21 protein-coding genes are annotated in these 20,530 nt (G+C 64.6%); 4 read left to right on the plus strand and 17 right to left on the minus strand.

Annotated features, from left to right (window positions below; all coding sequences use genetic code 11):
* From AC5ZFO_RS08645 to AC5ZFO_RS08665, 5 genes are all read right to left on the minus strand, one after another.
* Positions 1–705 (minus strand): ABC transporter ATP-binding protein, encoded by a 705-nt coding sequence (locus tag AC5ZFO_RS08645; RefSeq protein WP_282520627.1) that lies wholly within the window; start codon positions 703–705, stop codon positions 1–3.
* 3 nt (positions 706–708) lie between these two features.
* Positions 709–1,476: an ABC transporter ATP-binding protein gene (locus AC5ZFO_RS08650; protein ID WP_028150401.1), complete on the minus strand. Its 768-nt coding sequence runs from the start codon at positions 1,474–1,476 to the stop codon at positions 709–711.
* Between the two features lie 15 nt (positions 1,477–1,491).
* Positions 1,492–2,802: an ABC transporter substrate-binding protein gene (locus AC5ZFO_RS08655; protein ID WP_282520626.1), complete on the minus strand. Its 1,311-nt coding sequence runs from the start codon at positions 2,800–2,802 to the stop codon at positions 1,492–1,494.
* A gap of 95 nt (positions 2,803–2,897) precedes the next feature.
* The gene (locus AC5ZFO_RS08660) at positions 2,898–3,602 is read right to left on the minus strand and encodes an NUDIX hydrolase (protein ID WP_282520625.1); all 705 of its coding nucleotides are present in this window, start codon (positions 3,600–3,602) and stop codon (positions 2,898–2,900) included.
* A gap of 29 nt (positions 3,603–3,631) precedes the next feature.
* Positions 3,632–4,657 (minus strand): ABC transporter substrate-binding protein, encoded by a 1,026-nt coding sequence (locus AC5ZFO_RS08665; protein ID WP_282520624.1) that lies wholly within the window; start codon positions 4,655–4,657, stop codon positions 3,632–3,634.
* Between the two features lie 139 nt (positions 4,658–4,796).
* On the opposite strand from AC5ZFO_RS08665, the gene AC5ZFO_RS08670 reads away from it, so the two are divergent.
* On the plus strand, positions 4,797–5,246 hold the full coding sequence (locus AC5ZFO_RS08670; RefSeq protein ID WP_282520623.1) for a cupin domain-containing protein: 450 nt from the start codon (positions 4,797–4,799) through the stop codon (positions 5,244–5,246).
* 74 nt (positions 5,247–5,320) lie between these two features.
* Here the strand turns inward: AC5ZFO_RS08670 and AC5ZFO_RS08675 are convergent, their stop codons facing one another.
* The 6 genes from AC5ZFO_RS08675 to AC5ZFO_RS08700 all read right to left on the minus strand — a co-directional run bounded on the left by AC5ZFO_RS08675 (position 5,321) and on the right by AC5ZFO_RS08700 (position 10,371).
* Complete coding sequence (locus AC5ZFO_RS08675) at positions 5,321–6,094, minus strand: anti-sigma factor family protein (RefSeq protein ID WP_282520622.1); 774 nt, start codon at positions 6,092–6,094, stop codon at positions 5,321–5,323.
* The gene (locus AC5ZFO_RS08680) at positions 6,091–6,609 is read right to left on the minus strand and encodes a sigma-70 family RNA polymerase sigma factor (RefSeq protein ID WP_282520621.1); all 519 of its coding nucleotides are present in this window, start codon (positions 6,607–6,609) and stop codon (positions 6,091–6,093) included. The genes AC5ZFO_RS08675 and AC5ZFO_RS08680 overlap by 4 nt, the downstream gene beginning before the upstream one ends.
* A gap of 40 nt (positions 6,610–6,649) precedes the next feature.
* On the minus strand, positions 6,650–8,119 hold the full coding sequence (locus AC5ZFO_RS08685; RefSeq protein ID WP_282520620.1) for a YncE family protein: 1,470 nt from the start codon (positions 8,117–8,119) through the stop codon (positions 6,650–6,652).
* 9 nt (positions 8,120–8,128) lie between these two features.
* Positions 8,129–8,665: a DUF305 domain-containing protein gene (locus AC5ZFO_RS08690; protein WP_496121956.1), complete on the minus strand. Its 537-nt coding sequence runs from the start codon at positions 8,663–8,665 to the stop codon at positions 8,129–8,131.
* Between the two features lie 102 nt (positions 8,666–8,767).
* Positions 8,768–9,553 carry an ABC transporter permease gene (locus tag AC5ZFO_RS08695; RefSeq protein ID WP_282520618.1) on the minus strand — a complete coding sequence of 262 codons (786 nt, stop codon included), beginning with the start codon at positions 9,551–9,553 and terminating at the stop codon, positions 8,768–8,770.
* On the minus strand, positions 9,553–10,371 hold the full coding sequence (locus tag AC5ZFO_RS08700; protein ID WP_014493075.1) for an ABC transporter ATP-binding protein: 819 nt from the start codon (positions 10,369–10,371) through the stop codon (positions 9,553–9,555). Before AC5ZFO_RS08700 ends, AC5ZFO_RS08695 begins: the two co-directional genes overlap by 1 nt.
* A 278-nt stretch (positions 10,372–10,649) precedes the next feature.
* On the opposite strand from AC5ZFO_RS08700, the gene AC5ZFO_RS08705 reads away from it, so the two are divergent.
* Together AC5ZFO_RS08705 and AC5ZFO_RS08710 are read left to right on the plus strand one after the other, a co-directional pair.
* On the plus strand, positions 10,650–11,432 hold the full coding sequence (locus AC5ZFO_RS08705; RefSeq protein ID WP_282520616.1) for an ATP-binding cassette domain-containing protein: 783 nt from the start codon (positions 10,650–10,652) through the stop codon (positions 11,430–11,432).
* Positions 11,429–12,988: a glycine betaine ABC transporter substrate-binding protein gene (locus tag AC5ZFO_RS08710; protein ID WP_282520615.1), complete on the plus strand. Its 1,560-nt coding sequence runs from the start codon at positions 11,429–11,431 to the stop codon at positions 12,986–12,988. Before AC5ZFO_RS08705 ends, AC5ZFO_RS08710 begins: the two co-directional genes overlap by 4 nt.
* A 128-nt stretch (positions 12,989–13,116) precedes the next feature.
* Here the strand turns inward: AC5ZFO_RS08710 and AC5ZFO_RS08715 are convergent, their stop codons facing one another.
* Both AC5ZFO_RS08715 and AC5ZFO_RS08720 read right to left on the minus strand, forming a co-directional pair.
* Positions 13,117–14,832: a sulfatase-like hydrolase/transferase gene (locus tag AC5ZFO_RS08715; protein ID WP_282520877.1), complete on the minus strand. Its 1,716-nt coding sequence runs from the start codon at positions 14,830–14,832 to the stop codon at positions 13,117–13,119.
* 326 nt (positions 14,833–15,158) lie between these two features.
* Positions 15,159–15,824 carry a TetR/AcrR family transcriptional regulator gene (locus tag AC5ZFO_RS08720; RefSeq protein WP_282520614.1) on the minus strand — a complete coding sequence of 222 codons (666 nt, stop codon included), beginning with the start codon at positions 15,822–15,824 and terminating at the stop codon, positions 15,159–15,161.
* Positions 15,825–15,930: 106 nt separating this feature from the next.
* Here AC5ZFO_RS08720 and AC5ZFO_RS08725 point away from each other — a divergent pair, with 106 nt between their 5' ends.
* A complete protein-coding gene (locus AC5ZFO_RS08725; protein WP_496121957.1) occupies positions 15,931–16,551 on the plus strand; it encodes a hypothetical protein in 621 nt (206 codons plus the stop codon).
* Between the two features lie 7 nt (positions 16,552–16,558).
* On the opposite strand, the gene AC5ZFO_RS08730 is transcribed toward AC5ZFO_RS08725, so the two are convergent.
* The 4 genes from AC5ZFO_RS08730 to AC5ZFO_RS08745 all read right to left on the minus strand — a co-directional run bounded on the left by AC5ZFO_RS08730 (position 16,559) and on the right by AC5ZFO_RS08745 (position 20,521).
* A complete protein-coding gene (locus AC5ZFO_RS08730; RefSeq protein ID WP_282520612.1) occupies positions 16,559–17,410 on the minus strand; it encodes an SDR family oxidoreductase in 852 nt (283 codons plus the stop codon).
* A 473-nt stretch (positions 17,411–17,883) separates the two neighbouring features.
* A complete protein-coding gene (gene ilvC, locus AC5ZFO_RS08735; RefSeq protein WP_027529584.1) occupies positions 17,884–18,903 on the minus strand; it encodes a ketol-acid reductoisomerase in 1,020 nt (339 codons plus the stop codon).
* Positions 18,904–19,035: 132 nt separating this feature from the next.
* Positions 19,036–19,638: a LysE family translocator gene (locus tag AC5ZFO_RS08740; RefSeq protein ID WP_282520611.1), complete on the minus strand. Its 603-nt coding sequence runs from the start codon at positions 19,636–19,638 to the stop codon at positions 19,036–19,038.
* A 7-nt stretch (positions 19,639–19,645) separates the two neighbouring features.
* Entirely contained in the window at positions 19,646–20,521 is an 876-nt protein-coding gene (locus tag AC5ZFO_RS08745; RefSeq protein ID WP_282520610.1) for an EamA family transporter, read from the minus strand.
* Between the last annotated feature and the right edge of the window lie 9 nt (positions 20,522–20,530).

The raw sequence follows: 20,530 nt of genomic DNA on the forward strand, positions 1-20,530 counted from the left end.
TCACACCCCGAGATAAGCTTCCTTGACCGTGTCACTCGCCAGCATCTCGGCCGAGGTGCCGGATGCCCGGATCGTGCCCGCCTCGATCAGATAGGCGCGATCAACCACTTTCAGCACCTGCTGCACGTTCTGCTCGACGATCAGCACCGTCAGGCCGCGGGCGCGGATCCGCTTCACCAGCTCGAACACTTGCTGCACCACGACCGGCGCCAGCCCCGCCGACGGCTCGTCGAGCAGCAGAAGTTTTGGATTCGACATCAGCGCGCGGCCGATCGCGCACATCTGCTGCTCGCCGCCGGACATGGTGCCGGCCATCTGGTGGCGGCGCTCCTTCAGGCGCGGAAACAGGTCGAACACGACATCCAGCCGCTCGGCATAGTGGCCGCGCGCCTCCTTCATGAAGGCGCCCATCTTGAGATTGTCGTCGACCGTGAGCTGCGGAAACAGCCGCCGGTTCTCCGGCACATGCGCGATGCCGAGGCTGACGATCTTGTGCGGCGGCGTCGCCACGACGTCGACGCCCTCCATCCTGATCGACCCGCGCGTGGGACGGATCAGGCCGGAGATGACGCGCATCAGGGTGGTCTTGCCGGCGCCGTTCGGACCGATGACGCCGACGGCCTCGCCCGCCCTCACGTCGAGATCGACGTCGAACAGCGCCTGGAACGTGCCGTAACCCGCGCTGACCGAACGAAGCTCCAGCATCGTCTAGCCTCCCGAGCGGCGGCGCGCTTCCGCCGCCGCGGCCTGCGTGGTCTCGGCATCAGTGCCGAGATAGACCTCGATGACGCGCGGGTCGCCGGCAACCGCGCTGGGCAACCCTTCCGAGATCTTCTCGCCGTGATCGAGCACCATCACGCGGTCGACGACGCGCATCAGCACACCCATGATGTGCTCGACCCAGATGATGGTGATGCCGAGCTCGTCGCGGATGTTGCGCAGCATGTCGGCCGCCTGGTCCATCTCGGTCTCGTCGAGACCACCGAGGCTCTCGTCGGCAAGCAGCAGTTTTGGCGCGGTGGCGAGCGCCTTCGCCAATTCGAGCTTCTTCAGGCCGGCTGCGCCCAGGCCATCGACGCTGGCATGGCGATCGGTCGGCAAGCCCACCATCGCAAGTGACCGCTCGGCCGCCTCCTCCGCCCTGGCACGACTGTGGCGGCCCTGGCCGTAGAAGCCGGCCAGGGCGACATTCTCGAAGATTGTCAGGCGTCGGAACGGCCGCGGAATCTGGAAGGTGCGGCCGATGCCGCTGTTGATGATCCGGTGCGGCGCAAGCCCTGCGATCTCGGCGCCGCCGAACAGGATCGAGCCGGATGTCGGCGCCAGCGTGCCGGAGAGCATGTTGAAGATCGTGCTCTTGCCCGAGCCGTTGGGGCCGATCAGACCGAGGATCTCGCCCTGATCGACCCGAAACGACACGTTGTTGACGGCGGTGAAGCCACCAAACCGCTTCACCAGCCCGCTGACTTCCAGCACCGCCCTGCTCCGCCGCTACTGGTTGCTGTAGGTGGTGCCCTTCGGCAGCGGCAGCACAGCCTCGCGCTGCGCCTGACTCTTGGGCCACACCACAGAGGATTTGTCGTCGATGTACTGGATCACGACTGGGAACGAGCGCTCGTTCTGCCCGGCCATCGGCGTGCCCTCGCCGTAGAACTTGACGCCGAAGCCGAGCATCGTGCCGCCTTCGGGGATGTCGGTGTCGAGCGCGGCCTTGCGCAGCGCGTCGGGATCGACGCCGCCATACTTCTTGATCGCGCGCGGCAGCACATCACTCATGAACACGTAAGTGTTGGACGCGCCGATGCCGACATGCGCCGAGCGGATGGCAACGCCGGGCCTGATCTTGTCGAACTCCTCGCCGACCATCTTGATGACGGGCGGGAGCTTCGGATCCATGGTCTTCTGGTTGGCGAGCCAGATCGAGATCGGGTCGGTGTTGAAGATGTAAGTGGCGTCAGCCCCCATCCCCTCTTTCAGCTTCTCGTAGACGCCGTAGCCGGCGCCATGGCCCATGAGCGCTCCGAACTTCAACCCCTGCTCGCGGGCCTGGCGCAGCAGCAGCGTGATATCAGGGTTGTAGCCGGTGTGGAAAATGACATCGGGCTTGGCACGCTTCAGCTTGGTCACCAGCGCGGAGAGATCGGGCGCCGTCGCCGAATAGCCCTCCTTCATCACGACGTTGAAGCCCGCCTTCTTCGCGCCGGCCTCGTTGCCCCTGGAGACGTCGACGCCATAGGCGCCATCCTCGTGGATGATGGCGACGCGCAGGTCCTTCGGCTCCTTGTCGAACTTCGCCTTGGCATTCTGCGCGATGAAATCCATCGTCATCATGCCGAACTGGTCGCCGCTCGCCTGCGGGCGGAAAACGTATTTGTAGCCCTTGTCGTTGAACACGGCCGACGAGATGCAGGTCGTCATCCACATGAACTTCTTGAGCTGCTCGACACGGGCGGCGACCGGCACGCATTGCGCCGAGGAGAAGAAGCCGAGCACCATGTCCACCTTCTCCTGCTCGAGCAGGCGGACGGATTCGTTGATGGCGATGTCGGGTTTGCTCTGCGCGTCGGCATAGACCGCCTCGATCTTGTAGCCCTCGACGCCGGTCTTGGCGAAATGGTCGAGAATAATTTTTGCGCCGATATAGCCGAGCTCAGATCCACCGCCCGCGAGAGGCCCGGTCAGGTCGAAAACAACGCCGATCTTGATCTTCTTCTCTTGAGCCTGAGCCGAAGCCATCAAGCCCGTCGCTGATATCGCGACCAACAGCCCACGTACCAAGCGGGCAGCCATGCGCAGGCGCATCAAAACCTCCCTGGACGATTGTGCATCGCATTCTTGTTGCTTTTGCTTTTTGGCCCATCACATGGGCTGGGCGCAGCGATGTCAAGCCTCGCGCTTCAGCGCGACGCGAACTGCTGCTCGACGAAGGCCGTGACAAATCGCGGCATGGACGGCGTGAGATCGCTCATCCCGCGCACGAGATGAATGGCCGACAACTCCGGATCGGCTTCGCGGGCGAGATTGGCCTCGATCCGGGCCTGGGCCACGTCGCCCGGCATGTCCAGGTTGATGATCTGAATCATTGCAATCGACGGACCGGTGACGACGCAGTGCCAGTCCGGCTGGGTCCGGTAGTCGGCCGCTGTCAAGCCGGTCTCTTCCCCGAGTTCGCGGATGACACTGCCAGGAATGTCGAGCGCGCCGTCACTGACGTCGTCCAGATCGGGCGTGCCCGAGGGGAAATAGATGCGCCCCGCATTGGCGGTGTGCTGCGCCATCTCGCCCATGATGAAGGCACCATCCGAGGCGCGCAGCGCGCCCATGCCAAAACCGTTGAACACGGCCTTGTCGGGAAAGCCCCAGTCGCGCCAGGCGAGGAAGCTCGCGAAATCCGTCTCGAAATAGGTCGCGGCGAGATGGCCGTCCGTGAACACGGCATCGCGCCCGAGCAGGACGCGGCCGTTCCACATCTTCGGCCGCTCGCGCTGCTTCTCGGCGAAATGCGCCGCAATTTCGGCGCGGCGTTCCTCCGCAAACGGCCAGGCGATCGGCCGCACGGCAAGATCAAGCGTCGTGACGCGATGAATGACCAGTGACGTCATGACACCTGATTACAATGCCTTCGCGTCAGTTATTTGGCGTTCCCCGTGGTCTTCTTGGCCTGATCGACGTATTTGTTGGTAAAGGTCTTGCTGACGTCTATCTTGGCGGCGGCCACCTCCGGCGAGCCGACGCTGAACACCGCGAGCACTGCGTCCGCGCCCTTCGGGTCCATCTTGCCGGTTTCGGAGAACATCGGGATCGTGTTCTTCAGCGCGGCGAGATAGAGCTCCTTGTTCTTGCCGACCATCTCGTCCGGCATCTTCGCCATGATCTCCTCGGGCGAATGCGAATGGATCCAGCCGATCGTGGCCAGCATTGCGTTGGTGAGCGCCTGCGTTTCCTTCTCGTGGCCGTTGATCCAGGCCACGGTCGAGTACAGCGCGCCGCCCGGATATTCGCCGCCGAACGTCTCGAGCGTGTCCTTCTGGGTGCGGGTGTCGCTGAGGATGCGCAGATCCTTGTGGCTGCCCTGGAGCACGGTGACCGAGGGATCGAGCATCACGGCGGCGTCAATCTGCCCCTGCTCCATCGCGGCCACGGCGGTGGCGCCGAGGCCGACGCCGATCACGGCGGTGCCGGCGGGATCGAGCCCGTTCTTTTTCAGGAGATATTTGAGGAAGAAGTCGGTGGAGGAGCCGGGCGCGCTGACGCCGACCTTCTTGCCGGCGAGATCCTTGACCGACTTGATGTCATTGGTGCGCGAGGGCGCGACCACCAGCACGAGGCCGGGATAGCGGTCATAGACCACGAAGGCCTGAAGCTCCTGCTTCTTGGCGGCGAGGTTGACGCAATGGTCGAAATAGCCGGAGACCACGTCGGCGCTGCCTCCGAGCACGGCCTTGAGCGCGTCCGAGCCGCCCTTGAGGTCCACCAGCTCGACATTGAGGCCCGCCTTCTCGTATTCGCCGAGCTGCTTGGCCAGCACCGTCGGCAGATAGCACAGGCAGGCGCCGCCGCCGACCGCGATGGTCACCTTGCTTTGCGCAGCGGCAAGACCGGTGGTGAGCGTCAGCGCGAGCAGCGCGCCGGCGAGCCTGGCAATCGTGTTCTTCATTGGTTTCCTCCGTTCGGCTGGCGGCACCATAGAGCAGCGGGACTGGCTTGAGAAGCACCGCTTAAGTGGCACTGGCCATTGGCCTTTCGGCGCAATAACATGCTCAGACAAGAACAATTCTTGATGGGGAGGATCATCCATGAATCGCCTTGCAATCGGCCTGTCGATCGCCGCCGCCTTTGCCGCCGGATGCGGCGCGAACCAGCTGCTCCGGCCGGCGCTGGCAGCCGAGAACGTCACCGCACAGATCATCCACACCGGCGAGATGGAAGGCGACGCACTCGGCCCCGCCAACAATGTCGGCTACCGTTCCAAGATGTTCGCCAGCGCCGACGGCGCCACCATCTCGATCCAGGTCGGCAATGTGCCCAAGCACTTGCATCCCAACACCAACGAGATCCAGTACATCCTGGACGGGACCGGGACGATCTGGCTCGGCGACAAGGAGGTGACGGTGAAAGCCGGCGACCTCGTCATCATCCCGAAGGGCACCCCGCATGGCGGCACCAAGCCGATCAGCGGACAGGTCAAGGCGATCGCGATCAAGACGCCGCCGCAGGCACCCGACGACACCAAGCTGCTGGACTGAGATCGCTCGACCGGGCTGCGATTGACTATTCGGGCTCGCGCCGATGCGCGGGCCCGTTTTCGTTAATCCCGGCGTTAGATCGGGCGCGTCTGCTTCCGGATCTCGTTCGCGATCGGCTTGAGGGTGTCTCCCGGAAGCTGGCCGACGAGCGTGTAACCCATGCCGCCATCCGCCCACACGAAGCCCGCGACATCGCCGGTCGATTGCGGCATCATCGGCGTATCCAGATTGCGGTTGCTCATCGGACGCGTCAGCACGACAAGCCGGTCGCCGTGATCGTCATCGTACATGAACATCGCGGCCGGGCCGTGCGACGTCGCAACCAGGCGACCGCCCATCAGCCGATAGCCTGAGACAGAGAGGTCCGGCACCTTGACCGGCTGTTTCAGCCGATTAGAGACCCATCGCGTAAGCTCTGCACTTTCGGACGCGCGTATCTCGACCGGCCGCACGCGGTCCGGTGCGTAAACGCCATACGAATAGGCCGCCTCCTGTGCCAGTGCAGACAGTCCGCTCGAGCCCTCCTGCAAGACGCTACGCATGGTCCATCCGCCGAGACCGCCGATGCCGAGAAGCAACATCGCAGCGATCGCCCACCACGCCCGCATGGGAGACCGCCTCCGGCTCTCGATGATGTGCGACAGATTCAACTCGGCCGGCAACGGCTCGTCGGCGATCGACGCAAACGTCCCGCGCAGCTGCTCGCGCTGGGTGGCGAAGGCCGCAACGCGCGCGGCGACATCCTGATGATCGTCCAGATAGGATGCGACCTCCGCGCGCCGCTCAGGCTCGAGCGCCTGGTCGACATAGGCGTGGAGATCATCCTCGGTGATCGGCCGCCGGTTCATTTCACGCCCCGCAATGCCACGACGTTCCCTGGAGCCACGCCCTCCATCTCCTGCAATAGCCTCTCCCGCGCGCGCGACAGCCGCGACATCACGGTCCCGACCGGGATCTTCAGCACTCCCGCGGCGTCCGCGTAGGATAGATCCTCAACTGCAACAAGCAACAACACGGCACGCTGCTCTTCCGGCAATCTCGTAATCTTTTTCAGGACGTCCTGATAGATCAGCCTGTGCTCCTGCGCGGCGGCACTGACAAGCTCACGCTCGCCCGCATCGTCGATCGGCATATGCCTGCCTCGCGCCGTTGCCTGGCGGAATTGCGTGACCGCCAGATTGTGGAGGATGCTGAACAGCCAGGCGCGTACACTGCCGTCGCGCCGCTGATGCCAATGGCTGACCGCACGTTCCAGGCAATCCTGAACCAGATCATCGGCAGCCGCGCGATCGCGCAAAAGCGCGCGCGCGTAGCGGCGGAGCGCGGGGATAAGCGGCTCGACCTGAACCAGCATGTCCTTCACGAGGCGCTCCACCTGCCCTTTGCCGACGTCGGACGGCGCGTCATTGCGCCTCGATCTGGACCGCCTCACCGGGCATCGCCGCGTCACCGGCCGCAATCACCAGGTACCGCCTTGCTTCGGCTGCAGACTTGTCGACGATCTGCCGGATCGGACCGACCACATTGACTATGGCAGATCCAGCCGGGTTGGTCATGAACGCCGCCAGCGGTTGCAACGGGCCACTTCCGTCGCCATGCTCCGCCAGAGCCAGCACATATTTCTGTGTGGGCTGAAGTCCCGTCACCGAAGCCTGCAAGATCTGAATCAGACCCTGATCGAACAGCGACACGCTGGTCGGCGCCGTGCCGTCCTTTGCGCGGTCCTTCGACGCAAGCGTGAGATGAGCGACCTGCCCGGCGACGCCGAGTGCCTGCAAATTCCGGCGGTCATCGGGGTCAGGCGCGGCATTTGGAACATACGCGATCGCCTGCGGTGCCTGGCCGATCGGAACGTTCCCGACCACTTTATTGGTCGCCGTGTCGATGGCCGCGAGCGCGTCGCCGTTCTCCAGCCCCACATAGATGCGCGTGCCGTCGCCGGACGGCCAGACGCCGTGCGGCAGATTGCCGACCGGGATCGTCGCGACCTGCGAGAAATCGTCGGTGCGGAACACTTTTACCTCGTTCAGGCCACCGATGGTGACGTAGGCGAACGTGCCCCTGGCGGTGTGCGCGAAGTTGACGTGGTTGGTGATCGGCCCGGTATCGATCGTCTTGATCGCGTTGAACGGAGGCCTGGCGTTGAACACCTGTGTCCGGCCAGTGTCCTTCAGGGTGAACCATACCTGGTCCCCATCCGGCGATGCCGCGATGTTTGGGCAGAATGGGCTCTCCTGCTTCACCGTGGCGATGATCTTGTGCTCGGCCACCGCGACGACGTCGGTCTCGGGATTGAACGACGAGCAGATGTAGCCGTATTTGCCGTCGGGTGAGAAAATCTGCATGCCCGGCCCGTTCGGGGTCGTGATGCGGGTCTTCTCCTTGAAGCTGATCGGATCGATGACGGAGATGTAGTTCTCGCCGCGAACGGTGACCCACACTTCCTTGCCGTCCGGCGTAAAGAACGCCTCGTGCGGCGATCGTCCGACGTAAGTGATATGCTTGACCGCGTTGGTCGCGGTGTCGATGAAGCTCACCGAATTCGAGCCGATCGATACCACGGCGAGCGTCTTGTGATCGGGCGAGAAGCCCATGCCGTGCACGAGCACCTGCCCCTTGTAGAGCGGGCTGAAATTGCCGGGCTGCGGGTCGCCCAGCCGGATCACGCCAAGCAGCTTGTTGTCGACGGGATCGGTGACCGAGACCGTATTCGAGAACTGCTCTGCGGCGTAGACGCGGTCGTGATGGCTCACCGGAATATCGCGGGCGGACAGCGCGCCCGGCGCCTGCCCTGCCCACGCGACCGAACCCGTCGCAAGCATGGTGGCCGCCAGGAAAATGCTCTTCATCATGGTGCTTTGTGACGTGGTCATCTGCGACTCCTACTTCTTCATTCCCGTGGACATATCCATCTGCATGCCCGGGTGATGATGAACGGTTGTGTTGGGAACAGTGGGCGGTTGGGTCGGGGCGGGCGTGGTGTCTGTCGCCGGTTCGCCGATCGCGAGCTTCATGGCCGCGATCTCCTGCATCTGGTCGACGATGATTTCCTGGGCGATGCGCCGCAGCTGCTCGTTCTTGCCGTAACGCAACTCGATCACCGCCATGTCGATCGCGCCCTGATGATGCGGGCTCATCATCGCGACGAAGTCGCGATCGATGTCGCCGGTCGGCTTGGCCGCCATGTCGTTCATCATCTTGGTCATCGCCGCTTCGTTTTCTTCCAGAAACGCACGCTCCTCCGTGCTCACCGTGGCCGGCGGGGCGGCCGGATGGGCTTCATGCGCGAACACGAGCGGCGGGAGTGCGAACGCGACCAGAATGCGCGCGGCAAGGAACGCCGTGCCGAGGCCGGGTCTGGGCCATCGGCATCTGCTTGCAAGCGCCGCTACGGCGCGGCGAAACCGTGAGGGGGGCATCCTGAACTCCCATGCAGGTGGTTGCATGGGGGTATGACGCGTGGCCGCACGTTCTATTCCGCGCGGTCAATCACATAAACGTCAGCAGGCAAACGAGGCGGCCTACCCGCGCCCGTCCACGGTCGGCCGCCAGACCAGCAGCCTGCGCTCAACCAGCGTCACCCCGAAGTCGATCAGGATGACGAAGGCCGACAACACGAACATGCCGGCGAACACGCCGGCGACGTCGAAGATGCCTTCGGCCTGCTGGATCAGATAGCCGAGCCCCGCCGCCGAGCCCAGATATTCGCCGACGACCGCGCCGACCACGGCGAAGCCGACCGAGGTGTGCAGCGACGAGAACATCCACGACAGCGCCGACGGCCAATAGACGTGCCGCATCAATTGCCCCTCGCTCATGCCGAGCATGCGGCCATTGTCGAGCACGGTGCGGCTGACTTCCTTGACGCCCTGATAGACGTTGAAGAACACGATGAAGAACACCAGCGTCACGCCGAGCGCGACCTTGGACCAGATGCCGAGGCCCAGCCACAGCGCGAAGATCGGCGCGAGCACGACGCGGGGCAGCGCGTTGACCATCTTGACGTAAGGATCGAACACCGCGGCAACCAATGGCTGGCGCGCGAACCAGAAGCCGACCAGCACGCCGCCGAGCGATCCGATCACGAACGCCAGGATAGATTCCGTCAACGTGATTCCGAGATGCTTCCAGATCACGCCGGACGAGAACCATTTGACGATCTGGCTGAACACATCGACCGGGTTGGAGAAGAAGAACGGCGGCAACAGGATTTTTCCGAACACCGGCACGGTCGCAAAGAGCTGCCACAGTGCGAGGCAGACGACGGCGACCAGGACCTGCAGCGCCAGCAGCGTCACGCGCGACATCAGATCGCCTCCGCCGCTTGGGTCGATTGCGCGTAGCCCTTCATCACCTCGTCCTTGAGCACGCTCCAGATCTCGCGGTGGAGCGCATGGAACTCCTTGTCCAGCCGCACCTCGAAAATATCGCGCGGGCGCGGCAAGCTCACGCGCCAGTCGCCGATGATGCGCGAGGACGGCCCCGCCGACATGATCACGACGCGATCGGCGAGCGCGATCGCCTCTTCGAGATCATGGGTCACGAACAGCACGGCCTTGCGGTCGGCATTCCAGAGGTCGAGCAGCAGATTGCCCATGACCTGGCGGGTCTGCGCATCGAGCGGCCCGAACGGCTCGTCCATCAGGAGTATCTTTGGGTCGCGGATCAGCACCTGCGCCAACGCCACGCGCTTGCGCTGGCCGCCGGAGAGCATATGCGGATAGCGGTTGGCGAAAGCCCCGAGGCCGACGGAGGTCAGCCATTTTTGCGCGCGTTGCAGCGCTTCGGCGCGGGGCGTGCCCGCGATCTCGAGCCCGATCGCGACATTGTCGAGCGCGGTCTTCCAGGGGAACAGCGCATCGGCCTGGAACAGGTAGCCGGCGTCCCGGTTCAGCCCCGCGAGCGGCCGGTCGAATATCTTGATGCTGCCGGCGGCGGGCTTGAGCAGGCCGGCCGCGACATTGAGCAGCGTCGATTTCCCGCAGCCGGTCGGCCCGACGATGGCGACGAACTCGCCCTGCGCGACCGAAAGGTGCGCCTTCTCCACCGCCGTATAGACCCGGTCGTCCCCCAGCCGGAACGCGACCTTGGCGTCTTCCAGCGCCACTGCCGTGGGCGTCGTCATGTGTTCCCTCCGAACTTGGCCCGATGCCTTAGCCGCTCACGCGACCAAGTTCAATCGAGCCGCCAAGCGTGCTACGCATGGGCTCCGTCGCCTCCTTCACCCTCCCCTGGAGGGGGAGGGTCGGTGCGCATGAAGCGAAGCGGAATGCGGACCGGGGTGGGGTGACGGTCCCTCCACGTCCAACACCGCCCGTGTTGAGAGATCACCCCACCCCGCCCGCGCTTCGCGCGAGCGACCCTCCCCCTCCAGGGGAGGGTAAGGAAGAGTGAGCCCGCCCGATGCCTTCCAGGCCGATGATTGGCTATTCCCACGTCAGCAAGAACTTCGGCGCCCTCAAGGCCGTCGACGACGTGTCGCTCGACATCGCCGAGGGCGAATTTCTGGCCATCGTCGGCGGCTCCGGCTCGGGCAAGACCACGCTGCTGCGGCTCGCCAACCGGCTGATCGAGGCCGATGGCGGCACGATCACGGTCGAGGGCGAGGACGTGCAAACCGTCGATCCGGTCGCGCTGCGGCGTCGGATCGGCTACGTCTTCCAGAGCGGCGGACTGTTTCCGCATCTGAGCGTCGCCGACAATATCGGAATCACGCCAAGGCTGCTGGGCGCACCGGCAGCGGACATCACCGCGCGGGTCGACGAGCTGCTCGAGCTCGTGCAACTCGACCGTCGCGCGCATCGCGACCGCCTGCCCGAGGCGCTCTCCGGCGGCCAGCGCCAGCGCGTCGGGGTGGCGCGGGCGCTCGCGGCACGGCCCCGCATCGTGCTGATGGACGAGCCGTTCGGCGCGCTCGATCCCCTCACCCGCGATGCGCTCGGCGAGGATTTTCGCGAGCTGCATCGCAAGCTCGGCCTGACCACGGTCATGATCACCCATGACATGACGGAGGCGATCCTGCTCGCCGACCGCATCGCGGTGATGCGCGGCGGACAGCTGCTGGCGCAAGGCACGCCCGCGGAACTCTCCACGAGCGGCGACGCCTATGTGCTGGAGCTGCTGCGCACGCCGCGGCGCCAGGTCGAGCGGCTGAACGCGCTGCTGCCACAGAGCGGTGCGGCATGAGCCTGTTCGCCGATCCACGCTGGGGCGAGGCGCTGTCGCATCTGCCCGACTATCTCGGCAACCATGTGCGGGTCAGCCTCGCCGCGCTCGCGCTTGGCCTCGCCATCAGCCTGCCGCTGGCGATCCTGACGCGCAACCGCCCGGCGCCGCGCGCTGTCCTGCTCGCGCTCGCAAGCATCGTGCAGACGGTGCCCGGCTTGGCGCTGCTCGCGCTGTTCTATCCACTGCTGCTGCTAGCTGCCTCGGTCACGCTGGCCTGGTTCGGAATCTCCTTCTCCGCTTTCGGCTTCCTGCCGGCGATGCTGGCGCTCGCGCTCTACTCGATGCTGCCGGTACTGCGCAACGGCATCACGGGCCTCAACGGCATCGATCCCGCGCTGATCGAAGCCGCCAAAGGCGTCGGCATGACCGCGCGGCAGTCGCTCATCATGGTCGAGCTGCCGCTGGCGCTTCCGGTGATGATGGCCGGCATCCGGACCGCGGCGGTGTGGGTGATCGGCACCGCGACCCTGTCAACGCCGATCGGGCAGACCAGCCTCGGCAATTACATTTTTGCCGGGCTTCAGACCCAGAACTGGGTGTTCGTGCTGTTCGGCTGCTTTGCCTCGGCCCTGCTCGCGCTCGCCGTCGATCAGCTGCTCGGCCTGATCGAGAGCGGCTTGCGCCAGCGGAGCCGCCTGCCTGCCGCGCTCGGCGGCATCGGGATCGCGGCGCTGGTCCTCGCAACGCTGGTGCCGACGATGGGGCGCTCGTCGCAGAGCTATGTCGTCGGGGCCAAGACATTCGCCGAGCAATATGTGCTGTCCGCCCTGCTGAGGGACCGCCTCCAGGCCGCCGGCCTCTCCGCGACCGCGCGGTCGGGTCTCGGCTCCAGCGTGATCTTCGAGGCGCTCAAGGCCGGCGACATCGATCTCTATGTCGATTATTCCGGTACGCTGTGGGCCAACCAGCTGCATCGCACCGACATCAAGCCGCGCGCGGAGTTGTTGGCGGAGCTCAAGACAGCGCTCGCGAAGGACCATATCACCCTGCTTGGCGAGCTCGGCTTCGAGAACGCCTATGCGCTGGTGATGCCGAAGAAGCGCGCCGAAGCGCTCGGCATCCGCTCCATCGCCGATCTCGCCGCGCATGCACCGACGCTGTCCATCGCCGGCGACTACGAGTTCTTCTCGCGCCCCGAATGGGCGGCGCTGCAAAAATCCTATGGCCTCTCGTTCCGCGCCCAGCGCCAGATGCAGCCGGATTTCATGTACGCGGCCGTCGCCAGCGGCGAGGTCGACGTGATCGCCGGCTACACCAGCGACGGGCTGATTGCAAAATACGATCTCCTCGTGCTCGACGATCCCAGGCACGCGATCCCGCCCTACGACGCGATCCTGCTGCTGGCGCCGAAGCGGGCCGGCGATGAGCGGCTCAAGACGGCGCTGCTACCGCTGCTCGGCAAGGTCGATATCGCCACGATGCGGGAAGCGAATTTACGTGCTGCCGGCAATGATGCGAATTCGTCGCCGGATGCGGTTGCGAAGTGGCTGTGGGAGAAGGTGGGCAAGCGGTAGGCCCGGATTTCGTAGGGTGGGCAAAGGCGCGTAAGCGCCGTGCCCACCGTCTCTCAACACGCGCAACGGGATGGTGGGCACGCTTCGCTTTGCCCACCCTACGATCTGGGTCTGCGTTGCGATCAGCGCTACAGCCCCCGGATGATCCCGGCATTGATCAGCAGCCGGTTGAGCCGCCGCGCCTCGGCGCCGTCCTTGCAACCGTAGAAGATGCCTTTGCAGCGGAGCATGATCTCCTTCTGCGCTGCAAAGGAGGGATCGAGCGGAATGCCGGCGGCCTCCTGAATCACCAGCGGGAGATAGGGGCCGTCGACCGTGTCCATCACGGCCTCGCTCTTCACCGGCTCGAAATTGATGACGTCGATCGCGTAATAGGTCGCATAGAGACGCGGATCGTAAGCGTCGAGCTTCTTGCCGAGCGCGCCCTCGTCAAGCCCGGGCTCGAGGAGGTTCGGCGCAAACTCGGGCTGGTGATCGCCGTAGCGCACGATCAGGAAGGGCTCACCGGGAAAATTCTTCTTCAGGCCCGCGACAAACGCTCTGTACTGCTCGGCGCTCATCGCCTGCCGGCGCAGATATTCGTCGATGGATGCCACATCATTGCCCGGCGCGCGCCAGTTCGGCAGCAGATCGGGGCGGAAGCGCGTCTCCCAGGGGAAATGATTGGCGCCGAGATAGATGAAGGTGAACAGCGGCTTGTTCGGCGGCTGCTGGCCTATCAGCTGGAGCGCCTTGTCGTAGAAAAAAGAGTCCGGCTCGACGTCCTTGGCGCCGAGATCCTTCGAGTCGAGGAAGCGTTCGACGCCGGTCGTCACCTGAAAGCTGCGCGCGCCCATGAAGCCGCCATAGGCGGGATAGAGCGATAGCGTGTCATAGCCGCAGCGGCGCAGCGCCAGCGGCAGGCCGCGCTCGACGCGGTTTGAGGCGATGCGCGTCACGAAATAGGCGAAGCGGCCGAACGAGCGCGAGGAGAGGCCAGCGAGCACGTTGTATTCGGTGAACCAGCTCGGCCCGCCATTGCTCTCGGCCAGGAACGTGCGCTGCTTGCCGTCCCAGGATTTGAAATGATCGCCATAGCGCGGTGGCACCTTGATGCCCTGGGCGGCGCGAATGTCGAAGCTCGATTCATCATGGACCATGATGATGTTCGGCCGCCGGCCGGCGGGGTGGCAGGCATCCACCAGCGGCATGTTGAGCCGCTCGTTGGTCGATGCCGCCGACTCCATGAAACCGTATTGCGCGAAGTCGGAAACCGCGCTGACGCCGGAGCGGAAGAATTTCGAGAGATAGCCGTCGTCGTAATAGCCGCGCCAGGCTTCATCAGGATGATAGAGCGAATAGCCGACCAGCACAGAGAGGCAGGCAAGCATAAAGGCGAGCGCCGGCAGGCGGCGGATGCGAAACGGATCGAGCCACCACAGCGCATACATCAGCGGCAGCGTGACGAGGCCAGTCCCGATCACCGACCAGCGCAAATTCGGGAAGATCGTGAACAGGAACGCCACGGTGTCGCGGTCGATCATCATCAGGTCGATGAAGTTGACCGTCATCTGCACGACGTCGTGCTTGAGCCGCGACAGCAGCACCAGCACGACGACCATGGTCAGCGACAGCGCGCCCGACAGTGCCGGCCGCCGCAAGAGCGTGATCCAGAAGAAATTGAGGATGCCCCAGGCGAGAGCGAAGGACAGCCGCGACCCGAAATCCGTCTCGGTCTCGTACATCAGCGCGAGGGCGGCAAGATGCGGCGCGGCAACCGCAAGCAGGCGCCAGATGCCGAGCGCAGCAACGCTCGCCAGCACGGCGGTGGTGGCAGAAGGACCTGGATTGGGCACGGACGCCATTACGGCACGCAACAGCTGGTCCGGCGCAATGAATACCCAGCTGTCGGCCAGCCTGCGGCGTTCGGCGCAGCCGGAAGCCTGCACCGTGTCATAAAACTGTAATTGAATGGTCACGGACAAGCAACGCATGTCGCGGTCCGACCTTCGCTTAATGTTAGCAGGCGGCGAACAGCCGCACGGCCAACTCGATCCCCTCACCCTGAGGAGCCTGCGAAGCAGGCGTCTCGAAGGGCGAGGCCCGAGTGCGCCTGCATGGTTCTCGCGGCGAAGCGAAGCATCGTCCGCAGACGGCGCTACGCGCCTCCTCACCACGAGGGTCCGGCAGATCAGGCGCCGCGCGTCGGCTTGGCAATCCCCGCGATGAACAGGTCGATCACCCCTTCCGCCATCCGCTCGGTTTCGCCCTCCTCCACCCCCCAGCGCGGAAAGTGGCCGTCGAGATTCATCCGGGCAAAGCCGTAGACCAGGGCGCGGCCGGCGATCTGGATGCGCTTGAGGTCGGCCGACCGCAACAGGCCCTGCTCCGCCGCGTCAGCCAGCATCCGTTCGGTCAGAGCGATCAGCTCGGCATTGTCGCGCGTCAGCTCCGCGGAGCTGCCATGAGCAAAATAGCGTCCAGTCGAGATGATCTCGAAATGAGCGGGGTTGCGCATCGCCCAGCGCAGGTAAGCGAGGCCAAAGGCGCGGAAGCGGGCCAGTGGGTCGGCGGCCGGCGCCTGGTTCAGCGCCACCTCGATCTCGGCACGAAAGCGCCGCTGCGCCTCCCCGGCCACCGCCGCCATCAGCGCGTCGCGGTTGGGGAAGTGCCGGAACGGCGCCCCCGGCGAAACCGCGGCCCGGCGCGCGGCCTCGCGCACCGAGACTTCGGCACCCTCTGCCGCCAGTTGCAACGCAGCATCGATCAGCACGCGGCGGAGGTCGCCGTGATGATAGGGGCGGGCCTCGGAAGTTTGGCGACGCGCGCGCGGCTTGGACGGCTGTCGGGCAGGCATGGCGCTTCCTAGCATCACTCGAACGTGAATGTAAGCATCGATTACACCGTTGACGATTTCGCTAGCCTGAAATGTAATCGATGATTACATAAGGGAGGAGATCGCCATGTCACAACGTCAAAGCTGGTTCGAGGGCTGGCGGCTGCTCGCCGTTCTCTTCCTGAGTCTGATCGCGCTCAGCCTGTGGATCGCGTCGATGCGGCAGTTCGAGGTCGAGGGTGTGCGGATGGTGATCCGTTTCACGGCGCGAAGCTCGCTGCTGCTGTTCTGTCTTGCCTTCAGTGCCGCGGCGCTCGCACGGCTGTGGCCGAACGCCTGGACCCGCTGGCAGCGCCGCAACCGCCGCTATCTGGGCCTGAGCTTTGCGGCCTCCCACGCCATCCACGCGGTCGCGATCGTTGCCTTCGCCAAAATGGACCCGGCCGTCTTTGCGGAGACCACCTCGGCCGCCTCCTACATCTTCGGCGGCATCGGCTATGCGTTCATCATCGCCATGAGCGCGACCTCGTTCGACCGCACCGCCGCGCTGCTCGGGCCGCAGGCCTGGCGCGTGCTGCACCTCGTGGGCGGCTACTATCTCTGGTTCCAGTTCATGGTGTCGTTCGGCAAGCGCGTGCCGGCGATGCCGCTCCATGCCGCCTTCCTCATTCCGCTGCTCGCCGTGATGGCGCTGCGGCTGATTGCGATGGCCGCCCAACCCCGCCGACGGACGGCCGAAGCGAGCTGAACGTCAATCAGCCCTGCGGCAGGAACCCAAGGCGCTTGGCGATGATGCGATCGACCATCCGTTTCGGCAGCAATGCGCCGACCAGATGGCGCAGCGGGTCCGGCGTGATCTGGTAGCGCACCTTGGGGCTCGCAGCGGTCAGCGCCTCGAACACGATTTGGGCGATGCGCTCGGCCGGCAAACCCTTCGCACCGAGGTCCATCATGAACGCCATGACCTTGTTCAGCGCCGGCAGATAGGGGGAGTTCTTGTAGACGGAGAGATCGATCTCTTCGGCCTTGCTCCAGATCGGCGTCTTCACTGCGCCCGGGGCGACGATGATAACGTCGATCCCGAACAGCATCAGCTCACGCCGCAGGCTCTCGGACAGGCCCTCGATGGCGTGCTTGGAGGTGCAGTAAGGCGCCGACAGCGGATTGCCGTTCTTGCCGGCGACGGAGCTGATCATCACGATCCGCCCCTTCGGCCCCTTCAGCGACGGGTCCGCGCCGAGCAGCGGCCCGAAGGCTTGCGTCGCGATGACCGGCCCGATGACGTTGATGTCGATCTGGCGGCGGAAATCATCCGCCGACAATTCGAGGACCGGCCCCGCGACCGCAATGCCGGCATTGTTGACGAGACCCGCCAGCGTCTCGCCAGCCAGCGCCTCGCGAACCTGGCGCGCAGCGGCGAGCACGGCGGCCTCGTCGGTAACGTCGAACAGGAGCGGTGTGAAGTTCGCGCCGAACTCACCCCTGAGCCGGTCGGCGTCGGCCTGCTTGCGGACGCTGCCGAAGACGCGGTAGCCGCGTCCGATCAGAAATTTCGCAATGGCCCAGCCGATGCCGGTGGACGCGCCGGTGACGACGACAGATCGCATAGACCCCTCCCCCTCAAGTTCCCGCGATCATGGAGAGAAGGATGTGTCAGCGCAATGCCACCCAACGCTCAAAGGGACGTCGCGGGTGTCGATTCTTAAGATGAAGCGGCGCGCGAGCTTCGCGACATCAGATTGATTGCGCCCTGAAGATGCAGATGAAGATCCGAATCTTCGACCCTGAAGACGCTGGGCTTTTGGCGATCGCGAGGTTCTGGAAGAGTTCTGAAAACGACGCGAGACCAAGAATGTGGTTTAAGCGTCAGTTCTTCGTGCTCGGGGGGCATGTCAGCTCGCGAAGAATTTGAATGAAGCAGCAATGCTTCGCGCGAGATGAAAGGAGCGAGACCGCCGTTTGCGATCTCGCTCCGATGTAGTCGAGAAGGTTTAAGATTTGGTTCGGCGAGCGAAGCTTGTTGTTTCGCGCGTCATTCCGGGGCGCGACGAAGTCGCGAACCCGGAATGACGGCTAGCCGTCAGTTCTTGCTCTTGTCGACCAGCGCGCCCTTCTTGATCCAGGGCATCATGTCGCGCAGCTTCGCGCCGACTTCCTCGATCGGGTGCTGGGCGAGCTTGGCGCGGGTCGCCTTGAACGAGGTCTGGTTGACCTTGTTCTCGAGCATCCAGTCGCGGGCGAACTTGCCGCCCTGGATGTCGGCGAGAACGCGCTTCATCTCGGCCTTGGTCTCCGCGGTGACGATGCGCGGACCGGTGACGTATTCGCCGTACTCCGCGGTGTTGGAGATCGAGTAGTTCATGTTGGCGATGCCGCCTTCATAGATCAGGTCGACGATCAGCTTCACTTCGTGCAGGCACTCGAAATAGGCCATCTCCGGGGCGTAACCGGCTTCGACCAGGGTCTCGTAGCCGCCCTTGATCAGCTCGACCAGGCCGCCGCAGAGCACGACCTGCTCGCCGAACAGGTCGGTCTCGCACTCTTCCTTGAAAGTGGTCTCGATGATGCCGGCGCGGCCACCGCCGACAGCCGAAGCGTAGGACAGGCCGAGGTCATGGGCGTTGCCCGAGACGTCCTTGGCGATCGCGATCAGGCAGGGCACGCCGCCGCCGCGCTGATACTCGGAGCGCACGGTGTGGCCGGGACCCTTCGGCGCGATCATCAGCACGTCGAGGTCGGCGCGCGGGTCGAGCAGGTTGAAGTGGACGTTGAGGCCGTGGGCGAACACGAGGGCGGCGCCCTTCTTCATGTTGTCGTGCAGGTGCTCGCGATAGATGTCGCCCTGGAGCTCGTCCGGGGTCAGCATCATGACGAGGTCGGCCCATTTGGCGGCTTCGGCGACTTCCATCACCTTGAAGCCGGCGGCTTCCGCCTTCTTGACCGAGCCCGAGTCCTTGCGCAGCGCAATGGCGACTTCCTTGACGCCGGAGTCCTTGAGGTTGAGCGCATGGGCGTGGCCCTGGCTGCCATAGCCGACGATGGCGACCTTCTTGCCCTTGATCAGGTTCAGGTCGGCGTCGCGATCGTAATAAACACGCATAGTCGTTTCCTCGTTCAGGGCCAGAAGCGGCCGATAGTCAGTGTCCGAAGGGTGAAATTTGCGGATTTCGGGGGCTGTCTAGAGCATTTTCAGCCCCTAGGGAAACCCGTTTCTGCATGGAAATCCGCGACATCATGCATCCATGAAAACGGGGTAGAGGGAGGCGAGCAGCAGCAGCGCCATCACGATATTGAAGGCGCGGACCAGCCGCTCCGAGGTCAGTACCGGTCGTAGTGCAGTGCCGAACAGGGCCCAGACCACCGTCGAGACCGTGCCCACGAGCAGGCTGATCAGGGTCTGGATCGCGATGTTGAGGGGGAATTGGGCGATGGCCGCATAGGCGGTGATGGTGCCGATCACGATCACCCAGCCCTTGGCGTTGATCCACTGGAACATCGCCGCGCCCCAGAAGGTCATCGGGCCACGGCCGTCCTCCTTGCCCGGCTTGGCCGGCCCCGAGAAGGCGATCACCGCGGCGAGGTAGATCAAGTAGGCGGCGCCGGCATATTTCAGGATGGTCTGGAGGATCGGATAGGCCAGAAACACGGTGCCGAGCCCGAGGCCGACGGCGCCGACCATGAAGGCGAAGCCGATCGTGATGCCGGCGATATGCGGGATGGTGCGGCGGAAGCCGTAAGTCAGTCCCGACGACAGCAGCATGATGTTGTTCGGCCCCGGCGTGAAGAACATCACGAGGGCGAAGATGATGAAGGCATAGAGCAGCGACTGGGACATGCTCACCTCACGCGATCTTGGGCAGCGGCTGCGGGCGTCTCGCCAGCACCATGACCGCGATGCCGCCGATGACCGTCAGCATCCCGGCCAGCCGCAACGGGCCGAACTTCTCGCCAAACACGATGCTGGAAGCGGCCGAGCCGACGAACGGCACCAGCAGCGCGAACGGCACCACTTGAGCGGCTGGATAATCACGCAGCAGCCGGCCCCACAGCCAATAGGCGATGCTGGTCGAGATGGCGCCGATCGCCAGCAGGCAGCCGAGGCCAGTCGGCGACATATGGATCAGCGACTGGAAGGTCGGCGCCGGCCCGTTGACGACCAGCGCCAGCGCGAACAGCGGCACGGCGGCGGTGAGGCAGAGCCAGGCGAACAGGTCGAACATCGGCGCGCCGCGGGCGCCGCGCAGCAGGAGATTGCCGACAGCGAAGCAAATCGGGGCGATCATCAGCACCGCGAAGGCACCAACGCTGAAATCGTAACCGACGGTACCGCAGATCATGAGCAGGCCGACTGCGGCAATGACAATGCCAAGCGTCTGCACTGGCGTCGGCCGCTCGCCGAATGCGATCGCGGCAAAACCGATGGTGAACAACGCCTGGCTCTGCACGACGACGCTGGTGAGCCCCACCGGCACACCGTGGGCGATGCCATAGGCCTGGCTCAGGAACTGGCCGAGGAACAGCGTGAAGCTGATCGCGATCAGCAGCGACCAGGCGATCTTCGGCTTGGGAATGAACAGGCACGGCACCGCGGCAATGGTGAAGCGCATCGCCGTCATCAGCTCCGGCGAAAATTCGTCGAGCGCGATCCGGCTCGCCACGAAGGCAAGCCCCCAGATGACCGCCACCAGAATGGCGATGAGGATATCGGCCGGCTTCATTGTTGTTCT

Source organism: Bradyrhizobium sp. Unk1 (genome assembly GCF_059512345.1).

Bases quoted from the DNA above. Each gene is read 5' to 3' on its own strand.
- AC5ZFO_RS08645 (WP_282520627.1), bottom strand. From the start codon at position 705: ATGCTGGAGCTTCGTTCGGTCAGCGCGGGTTACGGCACGTTCCAGGCG.
- AC5ZFO_RS08655 (WP_282520626.1), bottom strand. From the start codon at position 2,802: ATGCGCCTGCGCATGGCTGCCCGCTTGGTACGTGGGCTGTTGGTCGCG.
- AC5ZFO_RS08660 (WP_282520625.1), bottom strand. From the start codon at position 3,602: ATGACGTCACTGGTCATTCATCGCGTCACGACGCTTGATCTTGCCGTG.
- AC5ZFO_RS08665 (WP_282520624.1), bottom strand. From the start codon at position 4,657: ATGAAGAACACGATTGCCAGGCTCGCCGGCGCGCTGCTCGCGCTGACG.
- AC5ZFO_RS08670 (WP_282520623.1), top strand. From the start codon at position 4,797: ATGAATCGCCTTGCAATCGGCCTGTCGATCGCCGCCGCCTTTGCCGCC.
- AC5ZFO_RS08675 (WP_282520622.1), bottom strand. From the start codon at position 6,094: ATGAACCGGCGGCCGATCACCGAGGATGATCTCCACGCCTATGTCGAC.
- AC5ZFO_RS08685 (WP_282520620.1), bottom strand. From the start codon at position 8,119: ATGACCACGTCACAAAGCACCATGATGAAGAGCATTTTCCTGGCGGCC.
- AC5ZFO_RS08690 (WP_496121956.1), bottom strand. From the start codon at position 8,665: ATGCCCCCCTCACGGTTTCGCCGCGCCGTAGCGGCGCTTGCAAGCAGA.
- AC5ZFO_RS08695 (WP_282520618.1), bottom strand. From the start codon at position 9,553: ATGTCGCGCGTGACGCTGCTGGCGCTGCAGGTCCTGGTCGCCGTCGTC.
- AC5ZFO_RS08700 (WP_014493075.1), bottom strand. From the start codon at position 10,371: ATGACGACGCCCACGGCAGTGGCGCTGGAAGACGCCAAGGTCGCGTTC.
- AC5ZFO_RS08705 (WP_282520616.1), top strand. From the start codon at position 10,650: ATGCCTTCCAGGCCGATGATTGGCTATTCCCACGTCAGCAAGAACTTC.
- AC5ZFO_RS08710 (WP_282520615.1), top strand. From the start codon at position 11,429: ATGAGCCTGTTCGCCGATCCACGCTGGGGCGAGGCGCTGTCGCATCTG.
- AC5ZFO_RS08715 (WP_282520877.1), bottom strand. From the start codon at position 14,832: ATGGCGTCCGTGCCCAATCCAGGTCCTTCTGCCACCACCGCCGTGCTG.
- AC5ZFO_RS08720 (WP_282520614.1), bottom strand. From the start codon at position 15,824: ATGCCTGCCCGACAGCCGTCCAAGCCGCGCGCGCGTCGCCAAACTTCC.
- AC5ZFO_RS08725 (WP_496121957.1), top strand. From the start codon at position 15,931: ATGTCACAACGTCAAAGCTGGTTCGAGGGCTGGCGGCTGCTCGCCGTT.
- AC5ZFO_RS08730 (WP_282520612.1), bottom strand. From the start codon at position 17,410: ATGCGATCTGTCGTCGTCACCGGCGCGTCCACCGGCATCGGCTGGGCC.
- ilvC (WP_027529584.1), bottom strand. From the start codon at position 18,903: ATGCGTGTTTATTACGATCGCGACGCCGACCTGAACCTGATCAAGGGC.
- AC5ZFO_RS08740 (WP_282520611.1), bottom strand. From the start codon at position 19,638: ATGTCCCAGTCGCTGCTCTATGCCTTCATCATCTTCGCCCTCGTGATG.
- AC5ZFO_RS08745 (WP_282520610.1), bottom strand. From the start codon at position 20,521: ATGAAGCCGGCCGATATCCTCATCGCCATTCTGGTGGCGGTCATCTGG.